Raw genomic sequence first — 19,914 nt, 5'->3', positions numbered from 1 at the left:
TCCAAGCCCCGGCGATCCATCCACCCCCCCGTCCGATTCAGACGCGGAAGGGGCCCGTGTTCGCCTCGGGCCAGAGCACCCGGGACACCCCATCCTCGGGCACCAGGGCGATGATCGCCCCCTCCAGCAACTCCTCGTCGTCGAGCACCTCGAGGAAGGTGCGCACGGCGATGTCCGGATCCATCACCCGGCAGAAGACATTCATGCGCCCGGGCTGCGTCTCGCCGCCCTCCACCTCGCCGTTGCCCGTCCAGCCCAGCGCATCCGTGAGCACCTCCTCCACCGAGTGGCGCTTCTGGAAGTCCTGCCCCGAGCCCTTTCCTTGCAGCGCGTACTGGATGACGAGCGGCGTCATGGCCTCTGGATCCGGCTCGTCATACCCCTGGTCCACGAGCGGCTCGGCGGCCTGGGCGATGACCATGTCCGGGTCCTCGTCCGCCGGAACGGGGGTGTCCCGCTGCTCCCCCATCTCACCCACGACTCCCTGGTGAACGGTGAGCGTGTCCCCGTTCACCCAGGCCTCCCAGTAGCGGAGCGTGTCGCCTTCCTTCTTGTAGAGCCTCAGCACGCGCGCACTCTACACGAGCGGCGCCCCGCCCGAGTCAGAAGGCACGGCCCTGTCCACCATCCACCGGCACCGTGGCCCCCGTCACCCACCGCGCCCGCTCGGAGCACAGGAAGACGACCACGTCCGCCACCTCCTCGGGCGTGCCGAAGCGGCCCCAGGGCAATTCCTCGCGCACCATCTTCTCCACCTTCTCCGGCAGCGCCTGCCGCCGCCGGTCCCAGCTTCCCCCGGGAAAGAGGATGGAGCCCGGCGCCACCCCGTTCACGCGGATGCGGTGGCGCGCCAGATCCAACGCCATCTCCTTGGTGAGCGCCATCAGGCCCGCCTTGGCCGCCGTGTAGGGCGCGCTGGTGCCGTACTCGCGGCCGTAGATGGAGTTGATGTGCACGATGCAGCCGCCGCCCCGGGCCTTCATCGCCTCCACCGCGTGCTGGCTGCACCACACGGACGCCATGAGGTTGCGGTCCACCACGTCCTTCCACTGCGCGGCGGTGGCCACGTCGAAGGCTCCCGCGCCCCCACTGCCGCCCACGTTGTTGACGAGGATGTCCAGCGCCCCGAAGGCCTTCACCGCCGCCTCCACCGCCGCCGCCGCGCCCTCCGGTGTAGCCACGTCACCCACCACGGTGACCACCTCGGCACCGGACGCCCGCAGCTCCGCCGCCGCCTGCTCCAGTCCCTCCGCGCCGCGCGCGCTCAAACACACACGCGCCCCCTCTCGAGCCAACACCGTGACGATGGCCCGGCCAATCCCCCTGCTGCTGCCCGTGACGAGTGCCGCCCTGCCCTTCAATTCCAGATCCATGGCAACACCTTCTATCCCGGCGCCTGCCTCGGAATCAGGGCAATCCGCCAGACGCGGAGCAGCACACCCCGGCACCCGCTACACTGACATCGCGGTCAACCCCCAGACCGCACGCTACCCATAGGGAGGGGTACAATGAAGACGACCCGTTTGTCGTTGTTGCTGGCGGGCCTCGCATCCATGGCCGGTGGATGCCAACCCGAAACCGGAGCGCCGCCCCCACAGGCGCCTGGTGCCACGCTGAAGGCCCACGAGGCCGCGCTGACCACGCCGGTGGGCACCTGGACGAGCAATGCCTCATCACTGCTCGCGCACTCCGGAGGCCACACCGCCACCCTGCTCAACGGTCCGGGTGACGTGCTCGTCGTCGATGGCAGCGGAGCTGAGGTGTACAACCCGTACACGAACGCGTGGCGGCGCACGGCGTCTCCGCTCAACGCCCATTCCCTCCACACCGCGACGGAGCTCCCCTCGGGACAGGTGCTGGTGACGGGCGGCCATGCCGGAACCTGGGGCGACTGGACCCTGAACGCGGAGCTGTACGACCCGGCCACGGACACCTGGAGCTCCGCGAGCCCCATGAACACGCCTCGTGGAAACCACACCGCCACGTTGCTCGACTCGGGCAAGGTGCTGGTCGTGGGTGGCAACACCCCCACCCGTTGGACCGGGCCGCAGGCGGAAGTGTTCGACCCGGCCACGAACACGTGGAGCGGCGTCTCGGGCGCCTTCACCCCGCGCAGCCGCGCCACCCTGACGGTGCTCTACTCGGGTCAGGTGCTGGTGAGCGGCGGCTACCTGTGGTCGAGCACCAGCACCGCCTCCTCCGAGGTCAGCCTCTATGACCCGGCCACGAACACCTTCTCACCCGCCGGCAACCTGGCCCGGGCCCGCCACGGCCACGGCGCCATCCGGCTCTACTCGGGCAAAGTGCTGATCGTCGGCGGCATCGACGGCGGCAACACGGTGGAGCTCTACGACCCGTTCAACAACCAGTGGACCCTCGGCCCGCCCTTCCCGTACGACATGACGCCCCTCTTCTCCGCGACGATTCTCTACTCGGGTGAAGTGCTGGTGACGGACGCCATCGGCCAGGCGGCGGTGTACGACCCCGAGACGAACGCGTGGACCCCCACCACGAACATGAGGCAGGGCCGCACGTCCCCCACGGCCACCCTGCTCCACACGGGCGAGGTGCTGTTCGTGGGCGGCAACAGCAGCGGCCCCCGCTCCGTGGAACGCTTCACGCGCTGAGCGGACGAAGTGAGGCAGGCCACCGGGAGGGCGCCCACTCGCCCGCCCGGTGGCTCGCGTCCGGTTGTGCGCGCCACCGCGCGCACGACTGCATGACTGTCGATGCACGACCGCCCATCGCACCCGTGCACGGGTGGGCAACCCGGCTCTCGTGAGCAGATTGCGGCCCCACGCGGCGCCAGCCGCACTCAGGAGCTGCACACGATGAGATATTGGAGAGCCTTTCCGGCCCTGCTGGCACTCGCCACGGGCTGTGCCGTTCCCCTCGAGGACGAGACCCCCGCGGACGAGGGAATCTCCACGCGGGAGGCGAGCGTCACCTGGAAGCCCTGCACGGACACGGCGCGCCTGCTGAGGGACATCCGGTCCGGCGCGCCGGGCTCGGAGCCGGAGGGACTGGTGCGCGGAGAGGACGGGCTCTTCTTCACCGCGGATGACGGCGTGAACGGCCGCGAGCTGTGGGTGAGCAGCGGCACGGGGGGAGCGGGCACCTTCCTGGTGAAGGACATCCGCCCGGGGCTCGACAGCTCCGAGCCCAACGAGCTCACCGTGGTGGGCAGCAGGGTCTTCTTCACCGCGGACGACGGCGTGCATGGCCGCGAGCTGTGGGTGAGCGATGGCACGGCCGCGGGCACCCGGCTGGTGAAGGACATCCATGCCTCGCCGTTGGAGCTCGGCCCGAGCGACCTGGTGGAGTTCAATGGGCGGGTCTACTTCGCCGCGGATGACGGGGTGAACGGCCGCGAGCTGTGGGTGAGCGACGGCACGGCCGCGGGCACCTTCCTGCTGGAGGACCTGTACCCGGGCGGCGACATCTTCGAGCCGGACGAGCCAGGCAGGTCCAGCCCGCGCCGCATGACGCGCACGCCGAATGCCTTCTATTTCGTGGCCAACGTGGGCCGCGACGTGAAGCTCTGGCGCAGCGTGGGCGTACCGGGAGCCACCCCGGTCTTCGAGGCCGTCGAGGACAACGTCGTCTTCAGCATGACGCCGGTGGGCAACGAGCGGGTGTTCTTCCTGGTGGACAACGACGAGGGAGAGGCGAGCCTGTGGGTGACGCGGGGGACGATGGGGAGCACGAGGGAGCTGCGCTTCTTCCGCGGGGTCTATCCGCATGACCTGACGGCCTTGAACGGGAAGCTCTACTTCAGCGCCGGGAGGGCGAGGAGCGATGTGGAGGGAGAACCCGAGGGCGAGGAGCTGTGGGTGAGCGATGGCACGACGAGGGGCACCCGGGTGCTCGAGGACATCCACCCGGGCCCGGGAGATTCCCGGCCGGGCGCGCTGAAGGTGATGAACCGCAGGCTCTTCTTCGCCGCGGACGACGGCGTGCGCGGGCGCGAGCTGTGGGTGAGCGATGGGACGGCTGGCGGCACGCGGCTCTTCAAGGAGCTCGAGCCGGGCGCACCGGGCTCGTCTCCCACGGAGCTGGCGGCCATCCAGGGCACGCTCTTCTTCAGCGCGGAGACGGCGGGGAAGGGCCGCGAGGCATGGGTGAGCGATGGCACGCCACGCGGCACGCGAGCGCTCACGGAGCTGGTCCCGGGGCCCACGGGCTCCAGTCCGAGCGGCTTCATCCGCTCCGGCTGGGATGTCTTCTTCAGCGCGGATGACGGCGCGCACGGCCGCGAGCTGTGGGCCCTGCCCTTCCGTCCCGAGGATCGCTGCCGGTAGGGCCGGACACGAGAACCCGGGGGGACTCCGGACGTCTCCAGCCCGGGGATGCCGCGCCGCTCGCCCAGGAGGCGAACAGGCGTGACGAGGCCCCGAGCCTCCGTCACGCCTGGGATTGCCCGCCTGCTGGTGACGCCCCACGTTTGCGGCGGGAGAGGAGTGCGCCATGGTCCGCGGAACCAGCCGCCCCAGCAACTACTTCAGAACCCGGACACTCGTGGCGTACACCATCGCGTATGCCATCGCGACCGTGGCGGTCGTGCTGGGCTACCTGATGCGCTCGGTGCCCTGGCTGGCCGTGGGCGTCTGGCTCGCGGCGAGCCTCACCGTGCTGCTCATCGACCGGACCATCGTCGAGCGGACGCCGCACGGGGACCACCGCGGGGAGCCGGACAATCTCGGCGCCATCTTCCGGGGCACGCCCGCGGCCCTCACCGTCATTGGCATCATGGCGCTGGCCGCCCTGCTCGTTTCATTTTTCGCGCATTGGTAGGGAAGATTCCCGTCACAACCGGGAAGTGGACCCATCTGTGTAAGGGAACCCCCACACAGCATGGAGCACTTCTCATGACGACGCCGCCCAATACCTTCAAGAGCTTCGTGATGTACGCGCTGGGCTACGCGATCACCATCGCCGCGCTGCTGCTCGACATCCGCTACGGCCAGGCGATCTTCGCGTTCGTGGCGTTCGTGGGCTCGATCGCGGTCACCACCCACCTCCTGTACCGGACGGCCCGCGCCATGGCGTTCAGCCCGACGGCGGCCCGCCTGCAGCCCGTTGCCGTGCGTGTGACGGCAGGCGGCCAGCGCCTGGCCGCCTGACCGCTGGTGCGAACTCCTCCAGGATGAGTTCCAGGGAGTCAGTTCTTGTTGGCGGTCGGCCGCACGATGACCTCGCTGACATCGACGTCGTCCGGCTGCTCGATGGCATACAGGATGGCCCGGGCGACGGCGTCGGGGGGAATCGCGATCCGGCGGAACTCCTTCATCCGCTCACGCGCCGCTGGGTCCGTGATGCTGTCGGCGAGCTCCGACTCGGTGACTCCCGGAGAAATCACCGTCACCCGGATGTCGCTCCCCGCTTCCAGGCGAAGCCCCTCGGAGATGGCGTTCACGGCGAACTTGGTCGCGCAGTACACGGCCGCCGTGGGCGAAACCCTGTGTCCCCCAATGGAGGAGACATTGATGAATTGCCCACGCCCCTGCTTCTTCATCACGGGCAGACCCGCCGCGATGCCATGCAGCACGCCCCGGATGTTCACGTCGATCATCCGGTTCCATTCATCGACCTTCAGTTCCTCCAGGCTGGACAGCGGCATGACTCCCGCGTTGTTGATGATCACATCCACGCGGCCGAACGTGGCCCGCGCGAACTCGACGAACGCCTCCACGTCCTCCCGGCGCGTCACATCCAGCGGCCGGTAGCGGGCCGAGCCGCCTTCCGAGTTGATGGCTCCCACGAGCTTCTCGAGCTTGTCGGTGCGCCGGGCGCCCAGGACCACGTGCGCGCCACTCCGGGCCAGCAGGCGAGCGGCTGCCTCGCCAATGCCGCTGCTCGCTCCGGTGATGACGATGACCTTTCCCTTGATTCCAGACATGATGCGCTCCTCGATGGTTGTCCTAAAAACTCCCCGGCGAGTGGGTGCCGGGAGTGAGCAATCAATAGACGGGGCGGAAAAAGGCCGGTAGCCCATTCCCGGCGGGTTCTTGCCTGATCCTGCAAGCGGCCAGGAAAAGCCGCCCGAGCAGGAGTAGGTTGAGGGCATGGCGACCCCGCAGAACCCGCGTTCACGCAACCCGCGCATGGCCGAGCTGGCCGAGGCCATCGAACGATTCGCTCCTCGCGACGGCGTGCACCCGACGGCCATCGAGCGCATGGGCCTCATCCGCTCCTCACGGCCCGGTGAGCCGGTCCACACCCTCCATCAACCCGCCCTGTGCATCATCGCCCAGGGCAGCAAGCGGGTGATGGTGGGCGAGGACGTGTATCTGTACGACGCCTCGCGCCACCTCGTCGTCTCCGTGGACCTTCCCATCACGGGCCAGGTGCTGCAGGCCACGCCCCAGGTGCCCTATCTCTGCTTCCGGCTCGACCTGGATCCGGGAGAGCTCGCCGACATGCTCCTCCAGGCACGTCTGCCCGCACCGGCCCAACGGACGTCCGCACGAGGCATGTACCTTGGAGACACCTGCCCGCTCCTGCTGGATGCGGTGCTCCGGCTGGTGCGCTTGCTGGACACGCCCGAGGACATTCCCGCCCTGGCCCCGCTCGCCATGCGAGAGATTCTCTATCGCCTGCTCAAGGGAGAGCACGGCTGGCGGCTGAACCAGATCGTCACGGCCAACAGTCAGGCGCAACGCATCGCCCAGGTCATCGGCTGGCTCAAGGAGCACTTCGCGGAGCCGCTACGCATCGAGGACATCGCGCGCGAGGTGCACATGAGCACGTCCTCGCTCCACCACCACTTCAAGGCCGTCACGGCCATGAGCCCGTTGCAGTATCAGAAGCAGTTGCGGCTCCAGGAGGCTCGCCGGCTCATGCTCAGCGAGGACGTCGACGCGGCCACGGCGGGTTTCCGCGTGGGTTATGAGAGCCCCTCCCAGTTCAGCCGCGAGTACAGCCGCCTGTTCGGGGCACCGCCCGCGCGGGACCAGCGGCGGCTGCGGCAGCGCCAGGAAGTACAGCTCGCGTCCTGAGTGACGGCTCCGCGGATCCCTCATGGACTCCTCCTCCGCACTCCCCGTTGCCCGAGGAACGCGCGAGCTGCGCCGCCTGCTGCGGCAGGCCGTGGACCTCCGTGGCCTCGACCTGGAGGGTTTCCGGCGCTGGCTCGCCCACCAACTGCCCTTCTGGGAGTCGGATCCCGCCTTCGTTCAACGCACTCGAATCCGCGACCTGCGGCGGGCCCATCCCGAGCTCCGCGCGCTGGAGCGAACCTGCCGTCGCGCCACCGCCGCGGACGAGGCCTCTCCCCAGTTCGCACGCCTGCTCCAGATAGAAGAGGAGCTCACCAAGGCTGGAAAAGCCATCGCCGGGCTGGGGGCCGCGCTCGCTCGGGCCGAGCCGGAAGCACAGCCAGGCCTGCGGCGGAAGCTCGCGGGCTTCCAGGACAGACAGCAGACACTTCAACACGAGCAGGCACGACTGACCCAGGAGAGCCTTCCGCGTCAGGAGTTGCTCCGCATCCGTGAGGAGTCGAGGCAACTCCGCTCACGCCTCGGGCTGGAGCGCGCGGAAGCCGAGCTGGCCGAGCTGTTGCGGGACCAGGGGCACCGGTCCGGACACTCGGGTGGAGACTTCGAGCAACAGACCCTCGCGCTGACGTGGCAACACATCGTGCCCGAGCTGCTCGGGAGCGCACGGACCGGGGCCACGGCGCGCCTCCGGGTGCTCACGGGCGTGGGGCTCGGCGCGGCGCGGACCGAGCTCGACCAACTGCTCATCCGTCAGCCGCTCCGCCCCGGGCAGCCGGTGGAGGTGCTCGCCCTGGTCGAGGTGAAACGCAACCTCAATGACGTGGCCCACGGCTTCCGCCGCCGCCAGGAGAACCTGGCCTGGTTCACGGGGGATACCGCGCACTACGACCCCAAGGAGTACCGGACCCGCTACTTCCGCTCCGGGCACTTCGACCGTGAAGCCGTACACGAGCAGGACGGCGAGCCTTTCGTCTTCGCGCGCGCCTCCTTCCGACACTTCCGGCGAGAGCCCGGCCAGGGCCCCTTCCTGCGCCGCCTGTACTTCATCACCCGCACGGGCACACTGGCCGGAGTCTCGGCCGCGGCGCTGGCCCGCATCCGCCACCGCGTCGCAACCGATGAGCGCTTGCGGCTCCAGGACGACGCCTCCCTGCGCGAGCTGCTGCACTGGTGCCAATCCCTGGCGGAGCCCCTGGAGGCTCCGGACGTGTTCCGGCTGTACTGCTCGGTCCCGGGACGGGCTCGTCAGGTCCTGGTGCTCCGCCGGGAGTAGCCTCAGCTCCAGGTGCGCTGCTGGTTCTTGGCGTTCTTCTCGCGGAACGCCTGCTCCAGGTCCACGTCCACCCGGTTGGCGATGGCCACCAGGTAGTTGAAGACATCCACCAGTTCCTCGGCGAGGTTGGCCTTCGCCTGCTCGGTGGGCGTGCCCTGTCCCTCGTCGAAGAGCTTGTTGTAGCGGCGCACCGCCTTGAACAGCTCGCCCAGCTCCTCGCCCATGAGGAAGCAGTTGTGCACCAGGTCCACCTTCAGCCATCCATGCATCGTCTCGAGCTCGTGGATGTACCGCTGGTAGTCCTTCATCGACGCGTTCTCGGGGAGGGTGATCATGCCCTCCTTCCTCGCTGGCGAGCCTCCCGGCTGTCAACCACGGTGCTCAGCGGGGACCGTGCGCGGTGACCTCGGTGAGGAGTCCCTGACGGTAGAGCCAGCCCATGATGGCCACACTCCGCCGGAACGGCATCCGCCTCGCCCACGTGTCCGCGAGTTGCGGCATCGTCAGCCCCTCACCCGGCGCCTGGCCGAGCCACTCCACCAGGGGCGCCAGCTCGACCCCCTCCAGGTAGGCCACGGGTCTTCCGAGCCGGGGATGACTCACGGCCCGGCGAAGCTCGATGACGTCTCCGACGATGCAGGGCGTGTCCACCAGGGCCGCGTCACCCGCCAGGCGCCAGCGGCGGTGGCTCAGTCCGTCCTCCGACAGGGGCGGCCTCACCTCGGGCGGAGCCATGGCGGCCGGTGCGAGGGCCCGCCGCTTCCAGAAGGCCCTCTCCTGGTAGCGCCTCGCGTCCCGGTAGTACCCCGCCGCCCAGGCCGCGTGCTGCTCGGCCGAGGAGCGCTGGTCCTCCGTGTAGAAGCGCAGTGCGGCCTCCGCGTGCTCGGGCCGGGAGAGCAGCGTGTGCACCGCCACGGCGCCGCTCAGGGCCGTCTGCAACGCCTTCTGCACCCCCGAGGAGGACAATGGATCAATGGAGAAGCTGGCCTCGCCCACCTTGAGGCAATCGCGCTCGATGGGCACGGTGTCGCGGTAGCAGGTCGCGTCACAGGCGAGCACGCTCCCCACCAGGCGCGGGGCCGTCCAGGCCTCCAACAGGCTCGAGCGGCCCAGCAGCTCCCGGTAGAAGGACTCCAGCGTCCTCCGCCCGATGCCCCGCTCGCGCAGCAGCTCCGGGTCCACGAAGGCCATGGCGTTGAAGGTGCCATCCGGCAGGTGCGCGCCCCAATACCAGCCGTCCGGCCCCGCCTCCACGCGGGTCTCCGGACCGTGAGGCGTCTCCCCCCGCCAATAGCCATACAACGCCAGGGTGCGCGCGGAGACCATCTGCTTCCGGCCGCCCAGGCATGCCGTCCGTCCGCTCGCATCCGCGAGGAACCGCGCCGACACGACGAGCCGCCGTCCCTCGTGAAGCACCGGCAGCTCCCAGCCTTCCTCGGTCCGCTCGGGCCGCTGCGCCACGGCCGGCTGGAGCACCCGCACACCCGCCGACGCCGCCGCGCCCAGCAACAGCGCATCGAAACGTCCCCGGTCCACCAGCAGTCCGGGCTCCCCCGCCCGCCCACGGACGCGCCTCCCGGTGGGCTCCTCCCAGCACACGAGCGACTCCAGCGCGGGCAGGAAGCCTCCCCGCCACAGCTCGTCCACCACCCCGAGCGCATCGAGCAGGGGCCATACCCCAGGCGTCAGCGACTCGCCCACATGGGGCCGGGGAAAGGCGTGGCGCTCCACCACGCAGACGGCATGGCCGAGCCTCGCCAGCCGCAAGGCGAGCGCTGCCCCCGCCGGCCCTCCGCCGATGACGCAGACCTCCGTCTCGAACCGGGTGTCCACGCCACTCACCCGGCGGCGGGAGTCAGGCCGAAGTAGTCCGGCCGAGCCTGGGACAGCCGGCTGTAGGCCTCCAGGCAGTAGTGCAGCCAGCCGCGGATGTAGTCGCAGGCCGGGCGTCCCCGTTGGATGACCTCGTGGTGGCACCCGCCACTGCACATGTACCGCGCCCAGCACGAGCGGCACGGCTCCTGGCGGTGCACGTGGCGCTCCGTGAGCCAGCGCGCCTGCCGCGTCCGGTCCACCCCCGTGGCCACGTCGCCCATGGCGCCCTCCTCGTCTCCCACGAAGCGATGGCACGCGGCCAGCTCGCCACTGGCGGAGACGCCGAAGTAGCCCGCGCCGGCGCCGCAGGGATAGGGGCGGTGAGTGCCCTTGTGAATCTCCCGCATGGCATTGACCATGTTGGAGAACGGGTAGCGCTGACCGGCGATGAGCCGCCGCTCGAACTCCCGTCCGCAAGCCACCATCTGCTCGAGCATCAACTCCAGCTCGGCGTGCCCCATCTCGTCACGGCCCGTGGGCGAGCTGAGCATGGGCGAGAAGCCGACGCTGTGGAACCCCATGTCCACGAAGGCATCGAGCGTCTCGCGCAGCGCCAGGTTGCGCGGCGTGACGGTGACGCGCGCGGAGACCTGCATCCGCCGCTGCCTGGACAGCAACGGCGCCACGTTCTCCATCACCCGCGCGAAGCTGCCCTGGCCGCCCTTGAAGGCGCGCAGCCGGTCATGCGTCTCCTGGAGCCCGTCCAGGCTCACCGTCACCGCGAAGCCGTGCTCCTCCAGGAAGTCGGCGTCCTCTGCGTTCAGCAGCGTGCCATTGGTGGTGAGCGACAGGGTCAGCGAGACACCCCGGGCCCGGGCCAGCTCCTGGGCCCGCTGCGTCGCGGCCCGGATGACGCTCCGGTTGAAGAGCGGCTCCCCGCCGAGGAACGACAGGTTGACGCGCTCTCCCTGGCCCACGTCGCGAAGCAGCAGTTCCACTGAGTCCAGCGCCGTCCGCAACGGCATGTTGCGCGCCGGGCCGCCGAAGTCCCCCTGCTGCGCGTAGCAGTACGTGCAGCCCAGGTTGCACTTCTGCGCCACCGCCAGCGAGAGCGCCCGCACCGGCGGAGACTCCACCGGCTGGTCGTCGATGAAGGGCGCCTCGGAGACGCCCAGTTCCTCCAGTTGCCGTTGCAGCGAGGCCTCGTCCCGCGCCAGCCGCGCACGGTCGAGGGACTCGAAGACCTCGGCGTCCACGTCGAAGAGGCGGCTGCCATTCACCACCAGCAGGTGGTGGCCCTGTTCCGTCTGGAAGAGGTGCACCGAGGGCGCGTGAGGCGCGGACAGAGAGAAGAGCCGCCGCGCCTCGGAGGTGGCCGGTGGAGCGGCCAGCACCTCACTTGGAGCGCGCATCCGGGGGGCCTCCCTCCGGCAGGGTCACCACGTCCTGGTCGTGCCCCTCCACCTGGAAGTGCAGGGACTCCTGCCAGTGGCGGAACAGGTCGTCGTACGAGACGAGCCGGGTGTCCTCGCGGTTGTCCAGCACGTACTGCTGGGGAGCCTCGGGGCCGCGGTCCTTCTGGAGCCAGTTGATGCCCACGCTGGTGCCCTGCGGGCCCTGCTCCACGTTCACGTAGTCCGGGCGGCTCGCGGCCCAGTAGTAGCAGGCGCACTCGCGGTAGTCGTTCTGCCACGGCGAGCACAGGCCCTGGGTCAGCTCGCCCGGCTCGGCCAGCTCCTCGGCGATGACGGCCAGCGGGCCCTGCTCACCCTTCGCGAAGAAGGGCCGCAACTCCAGCTCCTCGACGAGCAGCGGCTTCTTGTCCGTGGGGAGGGCGGCGGGCAGCGGGGACTCCTTCACGGTGAATTCACACCGGACCTTCTTGCCCGCCTTGGTTTGCAGCAGCTCCGCCAGGGCGTTGGACCACTCCATGAAGGTGACGCCCTCGGGGTTGGCCGAGCTGGTGAGCTGGATGGGATCCGCCCCGGGGCGCTGGGGGCCCATGACGGGCACGACGAGCGGCTGTCCGTCCACGCGCAACAGCCGGTGGCCCACCAGGTGCTTGAAGCGGGGCTCCGCGTCGAGCACGTAGTTGTCCGCCTCGTGCAGGGTGATGCCCACGAAGATGCGGCGCCACACGTTGCGGAAGTCGAACTCCAGCCCGGGGAAGCAGTTGGAGATGGCGGACGAGGGCAGCGTGCCGGGAGGATTGCCGGCGGCCCGGTAGCGGAGCTGCGCGGACAGGTTCTTCGGATCGAGCTTCTTCATTCCTCGTCCCCTCCCGGCTTGGACTGCTGGAACTGGGCCCTGCGCGCGGCCTTGCGGATGATGTCCACCTGCCGGCGGGTGAGCGCCAGGGCTCGCCCGTCCGCGCCTCGCATCAGCGCGGGCATCTTGCGGCGGCCCTTGTTGCTCAGGTCTCCCACCTCGTCGTGGCGCCGCAGCACGTCCGAGAACCACGGAGCCGCCCCGCTGCGCAGCGCCGTGAAGACGTTCTGGTGCAGGGACTTGATGGTGAGGTTGTCCACCAGCGAGGGCGCCATGATGGGCTCGAAGAGGCGGCCGGTGTCCGCCGTGTCCTGGCGCACCATCGTGCTGGCCACGTCCACCTGACCATTCACCGTGTTGCCATTCATCACCGCGGTGTTCATCAACCGGATGGTCTCGAAGGCCCGCCGGACGATGTCCTCGGCCGCCTCGAGCGAGGCGTCACGCGGGTTGGCCTCGGGGCCGTGGAGCGCCTGCTCCAGGTCATCCTCCACCGTGCGTACCGGGAAGCTGTCCGGCGCGAAGGCGGGCGGCCCCGCGCCAATACGGGCGAAGGCCTTCAGCGGCTCGGCCGCGCCCTTGAGCTTGAGCTGCACATGCACCAGGCCATCGCACTCGTCGTCGATGTACCCGTAGCTCACCTGCTCCTGCACGCCCTCCTTGGTGGTCCGCGAGAAGCCGGCGTAGATCTGCGCGGGCATGGTCAGCGTCGGGCCCGCGCTCTCGGCGTAGCCCTGCCACTTGCCCTTCTTCGGGTCGTACAGGACGTCCGCGATGTTCTTGTCCGGGGTGGGCTTGCCGTCCGCGCCCTTCAGGTCAGGGCTGGAGCCGTACACCTTGCCGTGGGCGGGGGTGAAGCGCAGGCGGATCTCCGGAAACTCCTCGGTGGGCCGGATGTAGCGCACCGCGCCCAGCGGCAGCACCTTGCCCGTCCGGAAGTTGCGGCACTGGCCCTCCAGCTCATGGATGGCGTGGTCGGAGAAACGCCCGGTGCTCGCGAGGATCTTGTCGTTGCGCTCGCCGGTGCGCCGGAAGATCTTGATGTTGCCGACGCGCACCTCCCACTTCACGTCCGAGGGGCCCAGCCCGTTCTCGGCGAGCAGCTCCAGGGTGAGGGGGACCAGGCTGTCCTTCGAGGTGACGGCCCACACCTCCAGGAACGGAGCCACGGGCCGGATGAGACCCTCGGGCGACTTGAAGCGGATTTCCTCGGGCAGGAAGGCCTGGGAGATGGCGCCCGAGACCGGATCCACGCGGAAGGTGGGAGCGGGCTCGAGGCGCCGGAACCCGAGCGGATCCTCGGGGTCCACCGCGAGCTCGTAGTTGTCGAGCGGCTCCGAGGCCGCGCCAAGACGCGCGATGGCCAGGGGGGGAAGGATTCGCAATTCCTTGATGGTCACGCCAGTTCCTCCGGTGAGGCGGAGCGGGTGCGGCTCAGGACTTCGGGATCATCTTGCGGACGCTCGCGAGGGCCTCCGCGTCCAGGTCTTCCAGGGCTCGGAGATAGTCGGTGTGCCGCTGGGGGTATTCCCTGAGCAGCTCCGCCGTGAGGTGCTGGGAGGACTCCAGCAGGTCGCGGTGGAGCCGCCAGCGGTCCGCCTCCGTGGCGGGCAGGTCCAGCGAGTAGGGCATCTCGAAGGGAGGCCCGGCCACCCTGCCCGAGCCCGACGTATCCAGCGGCAGCTCCACCAGGATGTTGGAGAGGGAGCGCACGTTGTACATCTCGCCGAAGGTGCGGTTGATGAGCAGTCCGCGCGCGGTGAGCGCGTCGCCCTGGCCGAGCGCGCCAGCGAGCTCGTAGGCGTGCGAGAGGTTCACCAGCAGCATCCGGTAGCGCAGGTTGAACAGGTACGCCCACCGGGAGGTCTCGGGGTGGGTGATGGTGACGCCCGGAGCCGCCGCAGCGGCCGCGCGGGACGTGGCCTTGAGGGGGCTCACCACCACCCGGTTGGCGTCCAGGTCCAGCTCCGTCTTCGGGTTGATGGGCACCGGCCGCGTGGGCACCCACTCGCCCTCGGGGTAGTCCCGATAGATGTTCAGGAAGCGGCGGAAGTGCGACTCCTCGTCCACGTCCGGGTCGAAGAAGCGGGCCTCGCCCTGCTTGCCCACGGCGGCCAGCGCCTCGACGGCCTCGTCGCGGGTGCTCACCGGCCGGACGATGACATCGGGGGTCTTCTGGCGGCGGGTGGTGGTGCTCTGTCCCCGGGCGCCGCGCATGTAGCCGCGTCCCCACTCGTCCCACGAGGCCTGGAACGTCGTGGTGGCGGCCTGGAAGTCCGCGTCCTTCACGTACTCGGGGTTGGCGAGAATCTTCTGCATCCGGTCATACAGCTCACCCACGCGGTGCAGCGTCTGGCCGGAGGCACCCGCGCGCTTCTTGATCTCCCGCGCCTCCGCGTCGTCCCAGCCGGCTGGCGCCTCCGCGAAGATGTAGCGGGCGAGGGAATCCTTCGTCAGCGGCTCGAGGGTGAAGTCGAAGGGGTAGAACTCGCTGCCCCACGGGTAGTCCTCGCGGTCGAGGTTGAGCGGCCCGCCAATCAGGCGCAGCACGTTCTGCACGGTGATGAGGTGGCCCATCTCCTCCTTGGCGATGCCCAGCACCACCTCCTGCCAGTGCCGCACCCGGTCGCGGTGTTTCGGAGGCACCTGCGGCCCGCCCAACGAGTAGGCGGCGTACAGGTATTGCACCATCAGGGCATGCTCGACCTCGGCGGCGATGTGGAGCAACAGCACCGCGTAGTCGTGCCAGGAATATCCGGGGGGAAGCTCGGGCTCGGTGCGCACCAGGAGCTTCGTCCCCTTCATGGCGTTGGCCGCCAGGGTGCGAACCTCTGGAGCCTGCCCGAACCGAAGGACCGAGCCCAGACGCCTGCTCATCCGTGAACGCATGTCCCCTCCCGCGACGTCGTGGATGCAGCGCTTTCACGAGACCATCCGTGTCTGGTGAAAGTCAATCCACGATTACGTTTTCGGAGAAGACCTGTCGTTCAGTGAGGGTTCGAGCCCGAAGGCACGGGCGGCGGCAACGGCAGGATGAGCGGTGTCTTCGGTGCGTCCGGCGAGGACTCTCCCGCGCCACCGATTCCCGTCCGTGACTCGTCGTCCTTCGGCGGCTCGATGGGCCGGCCCACGTACTGCACGTTGTCGTTGTTGCTGATGGCGAAGCGCACCAGCGTGCGCAGCACCTTGTTGCGCCGCACGTTTCCCACGATCTCCCGCAGGTCCTCGTACACCGTGGGATCCTTCAGGATGCCGCCCAGCGAGCCCTCGCCCCTGGCCACCATGGACGTAATCTGCTTGATGTCCGCCGCCGCGCTCCCCAGGTCCGCCAGCATGTTGCCCGCGTTCCCGTAGACCAGCTGGTGCACCGTGCCGTCCGGGTTCTTCCTCGCGTCCTCCATGAGGATCGCGAGCTGCCCCGCCGCCGCGCCCAGCTCGCCCAGCGCCTTGGCGCCCTCCTTCCCGTAGATGAGCGCGTGCGCCGTGCCGTCGCCGTTCTCCACCTCGTCGAGCAGCCCCTCCACGTGCCCCAGCGCCTTCTCCATCCGCAGCGCCGTGCGCGAGGCATTCGCCATCAACCGCTTCACCTCGTCGCCCGTCTGTTTGTCATAGATGAGCGCGTGCAGGGCGCCGTCTCCCGTCTCCACCTCCTCGAGCAGCTTGCGCAGGCTCTTCATGCTGAAGGCGAGGTCCTCGGTCATCTGGGGGCTGGCGAGAGACTCCACCAACCCGCGCACCGCGTGACTCACGGCCACCGTGTCATCCATCACCTGCGCCGCGCTGCGCAACAGCGAGGACATGTCCGCGCCGCCCGCGCTCGGAATCTCCGCCCCCGGCTCCAGCGGCTTCTGCTCTGGCGAGCCGATGGTGATGTCCACGGCCTTGTCGCCCAGCACGCCCATGCTCGACAGCCGCGCCACCGAGTCCCCTCGCACCCGCGACGCATGCTGCGCGCTCATCCGCAGCACCACCTCCAGCCGCCTTTCCCCGGGCCTCGAGGGGAAGTTCAAACCGGCCACCCGGCCCACCTCCAGGCCGCCCAGCCAGACCGGGGAGTCCTCGGACAGGCCCTCCACGTTCTCGAAGTAGGTGCGGTACTCCACATCCTTCTGGAACAGGCGGGTCTCCTCTCCGATGAGGAAGACGACGAGGCCCGCCAGTGCCAGCGCCATGGCCACGAAGGCGCCCACCCGCAGCGCCTGGCGCTTCTCCGCCGAGGTGGTGCTGAAGAGGCTCATCGCGCTTCCTCCTGGGTCCACAGCTCCTGCCGCCGCGCGTCCAGGAAGGCCCGCACCTCCGGCACCGTGGACGCCTTCATCTCCTCCGGCGTCCCCACCTGCACGATGCGCCGGTTGGCCAGCATCGCGATGCGATCGGACACCGTGAAGGCACTCATCATGTCGTGGGTCACCACGATGGACGTGCACCCGAGCTGCTTCTGCATGGAACGAATCATCTGGTTGATGTTCTCGGTGGTGACGGGGTCCAACCCCGTGGTGGGCTCGTCCCAGAGGATGACCTCCGGGTCCGTGGCGATGGCCCTCGCCAGGCCCACGCGCTTCTTCATGCCGCCAGACAGGTCCGCGGGCTTCATGTCCTCGATGCCCGGCAGGTTCACCAGCTCCAGCTTCCGGGCCACCCGCTCGCGAATCTCCTCCGGCGGCATGTGGGGGAAGTGCTCGCGCAACGGATAGGCGATGTTCTCCCCCACCGTCAGCGAGTCGAAGAGCGCCGAGCCCTGGAACACCATCGCCACGTGCCGGCGCACGTCGATGAAGTCCTCCTCGCGGAACTCCGTGAGCTCCTGCCCCTCGAAGACGATGCGTCCCTCATCCGGCCGCAGCAGCCCGATGAGGCACTTGAGCAGCACGCTCTTGCCCGTGCCCGAGCCGCCAATCACCGTGAGCGTCTCGCCCGCGTACACGGAGAGCTGAAGGTCATCGTAGACGCGCTTGGGCCCGAAGGACTTCTTCAGGTGCTCGAAGCGGATGAGCTCCTCGCCCCGGGTGGGCGGCTGGAATTCCAGACGAGACGTGCGGTGACGGAAGAGCATCTCAGAGGGACAGGGTGAGCTTGGTGATGAAGAAGTCGGCCAGACACACGGAGACGGAGGTGATGGCCACCGTCTGCGTGGTGGCGCGGCCCACGCCCTCGGTGCCGCCCTCGACGGTGAGCCCCTTGAAGCAGCCCACCACGCCGATGATTCCGCCGAAGACGAAGCCCTTGAAGACGCCAGAGAGGAAGTCGCTCATCAGCACGACGTCGATCGCTCCCTGGAAGAACAGATGGAAGCTGATGTTGTACTGCACGTTCACCACGAGGGCGCCGGCCACCATGCCCACGACGTCCGCCAGCACGGTGAGCGCGGGCGTGAGCAGCAGGCAGGCCAGCACCCGGGGCACCACCAGCTTGCGCAAGGGGTCCGCCCCCAGCGCGCGGATGGCGTCCACCTGCTCGGTGACCGTCATGGAGCCCAGCTCCGCGGCGATGCCCGAGCCCACGCGCGCTCCCACGGTGAGGGCGATGAGCACCGGGGACAACTCGCGGAAGAGGGTGAGCACCACCACCCGGCCCACCGTGTATTGCACGCCGAAGCGCGCCAGGAAGTAACCGAACTGCAGCGCGATGACGAGGCCGGCGAAGATGGCCGTCAGCAGGGCGATGGGCAGCGAGCGCACCCCCAGCGCCTCCATCTGGTAGACGAGCGCGGACGGCGCATACGGCGGGCTCACCGCGCGCACCGCCACCTGGCCCGTCATCACCACGAGCGAGCCCAGCCGCTCCAGCCGCTCCCCCATGCGCTGGAGGAAGGAGCCGCCCATCGGGTTGATGGCCCCCGCCTGCGAGGCCTCCACCGGCCGGCGGGCCCGGGGGTGGTGGAGATCCGCACCCGTGCTCATGACGCGTCCTCCGCGTGGAAGCCGTGCACCAACGACTCGAAGCCCTCGAGCCGCTCCTCGTAGCGCCCCAGCGGCGCCACGTAGGTGAAGTCGTAGACACACTGGTCCTTCTTGAGCACCAGGAAGAGCAGCTCCACCGGCACCCCATCCAGCTTGGCCCGGAAGCGCGAGCGCAACGCCTCGCGCTCGTCCACCACCACCTTCTGTTGCTCCACCTCCAGCCGCTCGGTGAAGCCGATGACGAGGTGGCGCGTGAGCACGTCCAGCGGCGCGTCCTCGTGCTCCCGGCAGGTGGAGTTCACCGAGAGCGCGTGGCCCGTCTCCCCGGTGTACCAGGCCAGGTCGTTGTTGGGCAGCTTCACCCGCGCCCAGCCGGGCGGCAGCGCGCCGAGCCGGTAGCGGACCCCAGGCTTGGAGAACACCTGGTTCTCGAAGCGCACCCCGCGGTGGCAACCCACGGCGGAGGCGAGCAGCAAGGACAGCGGAAGGACGTGGCGGAGGACAGCCCTGCTCATCGCCGCGAGGGTAGGCACCCATGCAAGAGGCGGTGAGTTGTCGCGGGAATGAAAGGTTGAATGCCCGCCACGCGGAGGGCTGCCGGACGTGCCGGGCGCACGCCGCGCCGAGCGTTCCTCCAATGGTGAACAGATGCGGATGTTAGGGCCTGAACCCTTGCTTCTGGGAAATCCGGAGGAGGAGGCACCTCATGGACGGTGGGTTGGGCCTGTTCGGATTGGGATTGTTCCTGCTGTCGATTGCCCTCCTGTATGCCCGGGAGGCCTTCGGGCTGGCGTGGCTGCTGTTGGCGATGTCGCTCGTCTCCATGGGCCTGGCCATGTCGGAGTCGCCCCGGCGGCGGGAGGTGGCACTGGGCATCGGGGTGGTGTGCGTGCTGTCGGCGCTGGTGAGTCTGGCCTTCGCGGTGTCGTGGTGGTGGGTGGTGGCCACGGCGGTGTTCGGCGTGGCCTACCTGGTGCTGTGGGCGGAGTTCCGCTTCCCCTACTTCCAGCACGTGACACAGGAGGCCGCGGGGCCGAGCACCCCGCTCATGCGGCGCTTCCGCCTGCGCCGGCGGGCGTGAAGACACGGCGGCCCGCCGTGACACCCACGGCGGGCCGGAGAGGAGACGAGGAACCTGGAAGACGTCTAGAGCTGGCCCTGCTGCTGGAGCACCCAGAGGGTGGCGGCGACGATGTCCGGGCAGTCGTAGACGCGCTGGGCCTCGCCCACGGAGCTCCAGGTGGAGCCCCCCTTGTAGATGCGGCCGTTCTCGATGGTGGCCTGGGTGCTGCCGCCCACCTCGACGGCGTAATCATCGCCGCGTTTGACGGCCCTGCCCCGGGTGCTGCCACCCTTCTCGATGACAATGTCCGGGCCCGAGGCGCGCACGGTGTACCGGGTGCTGCCGCCCTTCTCCACCCGGTTGCCCTGGCACTTGTAGTCGGCGGCCAGGGCGGGCGCCGGAACCAGCGTGAGCACGGCGAGCAGCATCGACATCTTCTTCACGAAACTCCTCCAGGGAATGGGACGCGCCGTCCCATGGACCCGACGTACCACCCGGGCCTGACATGCCGCGTCGTAACTGGAGGATTCTTTGAATTCACAGGACTCTCCGGCCGGACCGCGCGGTGGCCTCGAGGGACGCATACTGGGCGTCCTG

At 69.3% G+C, this 19,914-nt stretch carries 21 protein-coding genes; 7 read left to right on the top strand and 14 right to left on the bottom strand.

Annotated elements, in window-relative coordinates; translation table 11 throughout:
• Positions 1–37: 37 nt before the first annotated feature.
• Both Q664_RS00355 and Q664_RS00350 read right to left on the bottom strand, forming a co-directional pair.
• On the bottom strand, positions 38–568 hold the full coding sequence (locus tag Q664_RS00355; protein WP_043388445.1) for a hypothetical protein: 531 nt from the start codon (positions 566–568) through the stop codon (positions 38–40).
• A gap of 34 nt (positions 569–602) precedes the next feature.
• A complete protein-coding gene (locus Q664_RS00350; RefSeq protein ID WP_043388444.1) occupies positions 603–1,373 on the bottom strand; it encodes an SDR family NAD(P)-dependent oxidoreductase in 771 nt (256 codons plus the stop codon).
• Between the two features lie 135 nt (positions 1,374–1,508).
• Between Q664_RS00350 and Q664_RS00345 the strand changes: the two genes are divergently transcribed.
• The 4 genes from Q664_RS00345 to Q664_RS00330 all read left to right on the top strand — a co-directional run bounded on the left by Q664_RS00345 (position 1,509) and on the right by Q664_RS00330 (position 5,123).
• The gene (locus tag Q664_RS00345; protein WP_052517485.1) at positions 1,509–2,627 is read left to right on the top strand and encodes a Kelch repeat-containing protein; all 1,119 of its coding nucleotides are present in this window, start codon (positions 1,509–1,511) and stop codon (positions 2,625–2,627) included.
• A gap of 204 nt (positions 2,628–2,831) precedes the next feature.
• The gene (locus tag Q664_RS00340) at positions 2,832–4,301 is read left to right on the top strand and encodes an ELWxxDGT repeat protein (RefSeq protein ID WP_043388442.1); all 1,470 of its coding nucleotides are present in this window, start codon (positions 2,832–2,834) and stop codon (positions 4,299–4,301) included.
• 166 nt (positions 4,302–4,467) lie between these two features.
• On the top strand, positions 4,468–4,794 hold the full coding sequence (locus Q664_RS00335) for a hypothetical protein (RefSeq protein WP_043388440.1): 327 nt from the start codon (positions 4,468–4,470) through the stop codon (positions 4,792–4,794).
• Positions 4,795–4,868: 74 nt separating this feature from the next.
• A complete protein-coding gene (locus tag Q664_RS00330; RefSeq protein WP_043388437.1) occupies positions 4,869–5,123 on the top strand; it encodes a hypothetical protein in 255 nt (84 codons plus the stop codon).
• A 38-nt stretch (positions 5,124–5,161) separates the two neighbouring features.
• On the opposite strand, the gene Q664_RS00325 is transcribed toward Q664_RS00330, so the two are convergent.
• Positions 5,162–5,899, bottom strand: a complete 738-nt coding sequence (locus tag Q664_RS00325) for an SDR family oxidoreductase (RefSeq protein ID WP_043388435.1) — start codon at positions 5,897–5,899, stop codon at positions 5,162–5,164.
• Between the two features lie 166 nt (positions 5,900–6,065).
• Between Q664_RS00325 and Q664_RS00320 the strand changes: the two genes are divergently transcribed.
• Both Q664_RS00320 and Q664_RS00315 read left to right on the top strand, forming a co-directional pair.
• Positions 6,066–6,998, top strand: a complete 933-nt coding sequence (locus tag Q664_RS00320) for an AraC family transcriptional regulator (RefSeq protein WP_052517484.1) — start codon at positions 6,066–6,068, stop codon at positions 6,996–6,998.
• Positions 6,999–7,020: 22 nt separating this feature from the next.
• Complete coding sequence (locus Q664_RS00315) at positions 7,021–8,271, top strand: hypothetical protein (protein WP_043388433.1); 1,251 nt, start codon at positions 7,021–7,023, stop codon at positions 8,269–8,271.
• A 2-nt stretch (positions 8,272–8,273) separates the two neighbouring features.
• Here Q664_RS00315 and Q664_RS00310 read toward each other — a convergent pair whose 3' ends face one another.
• The 10 genes from Q664_RS00310 to Q664_RS00265 all read right to left on the bottom strand — a co-directional run bounded on the left by Q664_RS00310 (position 8,274) and on the right by Q664_RS00265 (position 18,769).
• Complete coding sequence (locus Q664_RS00310) at positions 8,274–8,606, bottom strand: MazG nucleotide pyrophosphohydrolase domain-containing protein (protein ID WP_043388430.1); 333 nt, start codon at positions 8,604–8,606, stop codon at positions 8,274–8,276.
• A gap of 46 nt (positions 8,607–8,652) precedes the next feature.
• Complete coding sequence (gene qhpG / locus Q664_RS00305) at positions 8,653–10,104, bottom strand: flavin-dependent monooxygenase QhpG (RefSeq protein ID WP_043388429.1); 1,452 nt, start codon at positions 10,102–10,104, stop codon at positions 8,653–8,655.
• Between the two features lie 5 nt (positions 10,105–10,109).
• Positions 10,110–11,498, bottom strand: coding sequence for a radical SAM/SPASM domain-containing protein (locus tag Q664_RS00300; RefSeq protein WP_052517483.1), 1,389 nt, complete (start codon positions 11,496–11,498; stop codon positions 10,110–10,112).
• Entirely contained in the window at positions 11,482–12,354 is an 873-nt protein-coding gene (locus Q664_RS00295) for a hypothetical protein (RefSeq protein WP_043388426.1), read from the bottom strand. The genes Q664_RS00300 and Q664_RS00295 overlap by 17 nt, the downstream gene beginning before the upstream one ends.
• The gene (locus tag Q664_RS00290; protein ID WP_043388424.1) at positions 12,351–13,754 is read right to left on the bottom strand and encodes a hypothetical protein; all 1,404 of its coding nucleotides are present in this window, start codon (positions 13,752–13,754) and stop codon (positions 12,351–12,353) included. The genes Q664_RS00295 and Q664_RS00290 overlap by 4 nt, the downstream gene beginning before the upstream one ends.
• A gap of 34 nt (positions 13,755–13,788) precedes the next feature.
• A complete protein-coding gene (locus Q664_RS00285; protein WP_052517482.1) occupies positions 13,789–15,231 on the bottom strand; it encodes a ferritin-like domain-containing protein in 1,443 nt (480 codons plus the stop codon).
• Positions 15,232–15,341: 110 nt separating this feature from the next.
• Complete coding sequence (locus tag Q664_RS00280) at positions 15,342–16,592, bottom strand: MlaD family protein (RefSeq protein WP_043388421.1); 1,251 nt, start codon at positions 16,590–16,592, stop codon at positions 15,342–15,344.
• On the bottom strand, positions 16,589–17,407 hold the full coding sequence (locus tag Q664_RS00275) for an ABC transporter ATP-binding protein (protein WP_043388419.1): 819 nt from the start codon (positions 17,405–17,407) through the stop codon (positions 16,589–16,591). The genes Q664_RS00280 and Q664_RS00275 overlap by 4 nt, the downstream gene beginning before the upstream one ends.
• Position 17,408: 1 nt before the next feature.
• Complete coding sequence (locus tag Q664_RS00270; RefSeq protein ID WP_052517498.1) at positions 17,409–18,176, bottom strand: MlaE family ABC transporter permease; 768 nt, start codon at positions 18,174–18,176, stop codon at positions 17,409–17,411.
• Between the two features lie 74 nt (positions 18,177–18,250).
• On the bottom strand, positions 18,251–18,769 hold the full coding sequence (locus tag Q664_RS00265) for a hypothetical protein (RefSeq protein ID WP_043388418.1): 519 nt from the start codon (positions 18,767–18,769) through the stop codon (positions 18,251–18,253).
• Between the two features lie 191 nt (positions 18,770–18,960).
• Between Q664_RS00265 and Q664_RS00260 the strand changes: the two genes are divergently transcribed.
• Positions 18,961–19,335 (top strand): hypothetical protein, encoded by a 375-nt coding sequence (locus Q664_RS00260; protein WP_052517481.1) that lies wholly within the window; start codon positions 18,961–18,963, stop codon positions 19,333–19,335.
• Positions 19,336–19,400: 65 nt separating this feature from the next.
• Here Q664_RS00260 and Q664_RS00255 read toward each other — a convergent pair whose 3' ends face one another.
• Complete coding sequence (locus tag Q664_RS00255; protein ID WP_043388415.1) at positions 19,401–19,760, bottom strand: hypothetical protein; 360 nt, start codon at positions 19,758–19,760, stop codon at positions 19,401–19,403.
• Positions 19,761–19,914 lie beyond the last annotated feature (154 nt).

The organism is Archangium violaceum Cb vi76 (assembly GCF_000733295.1).
In the GTDB taxonomy this organism is placed as follows: Bacteria; Myxococcota; Myxococcia; order Myxococcales; family Myxococcaceae; genus Archangium; species Archangium violaceum.
Note: the sequence above shows the minus strand (reverse complement) of the source record. Positions and strands in the feature narration are given on the sequence as shown.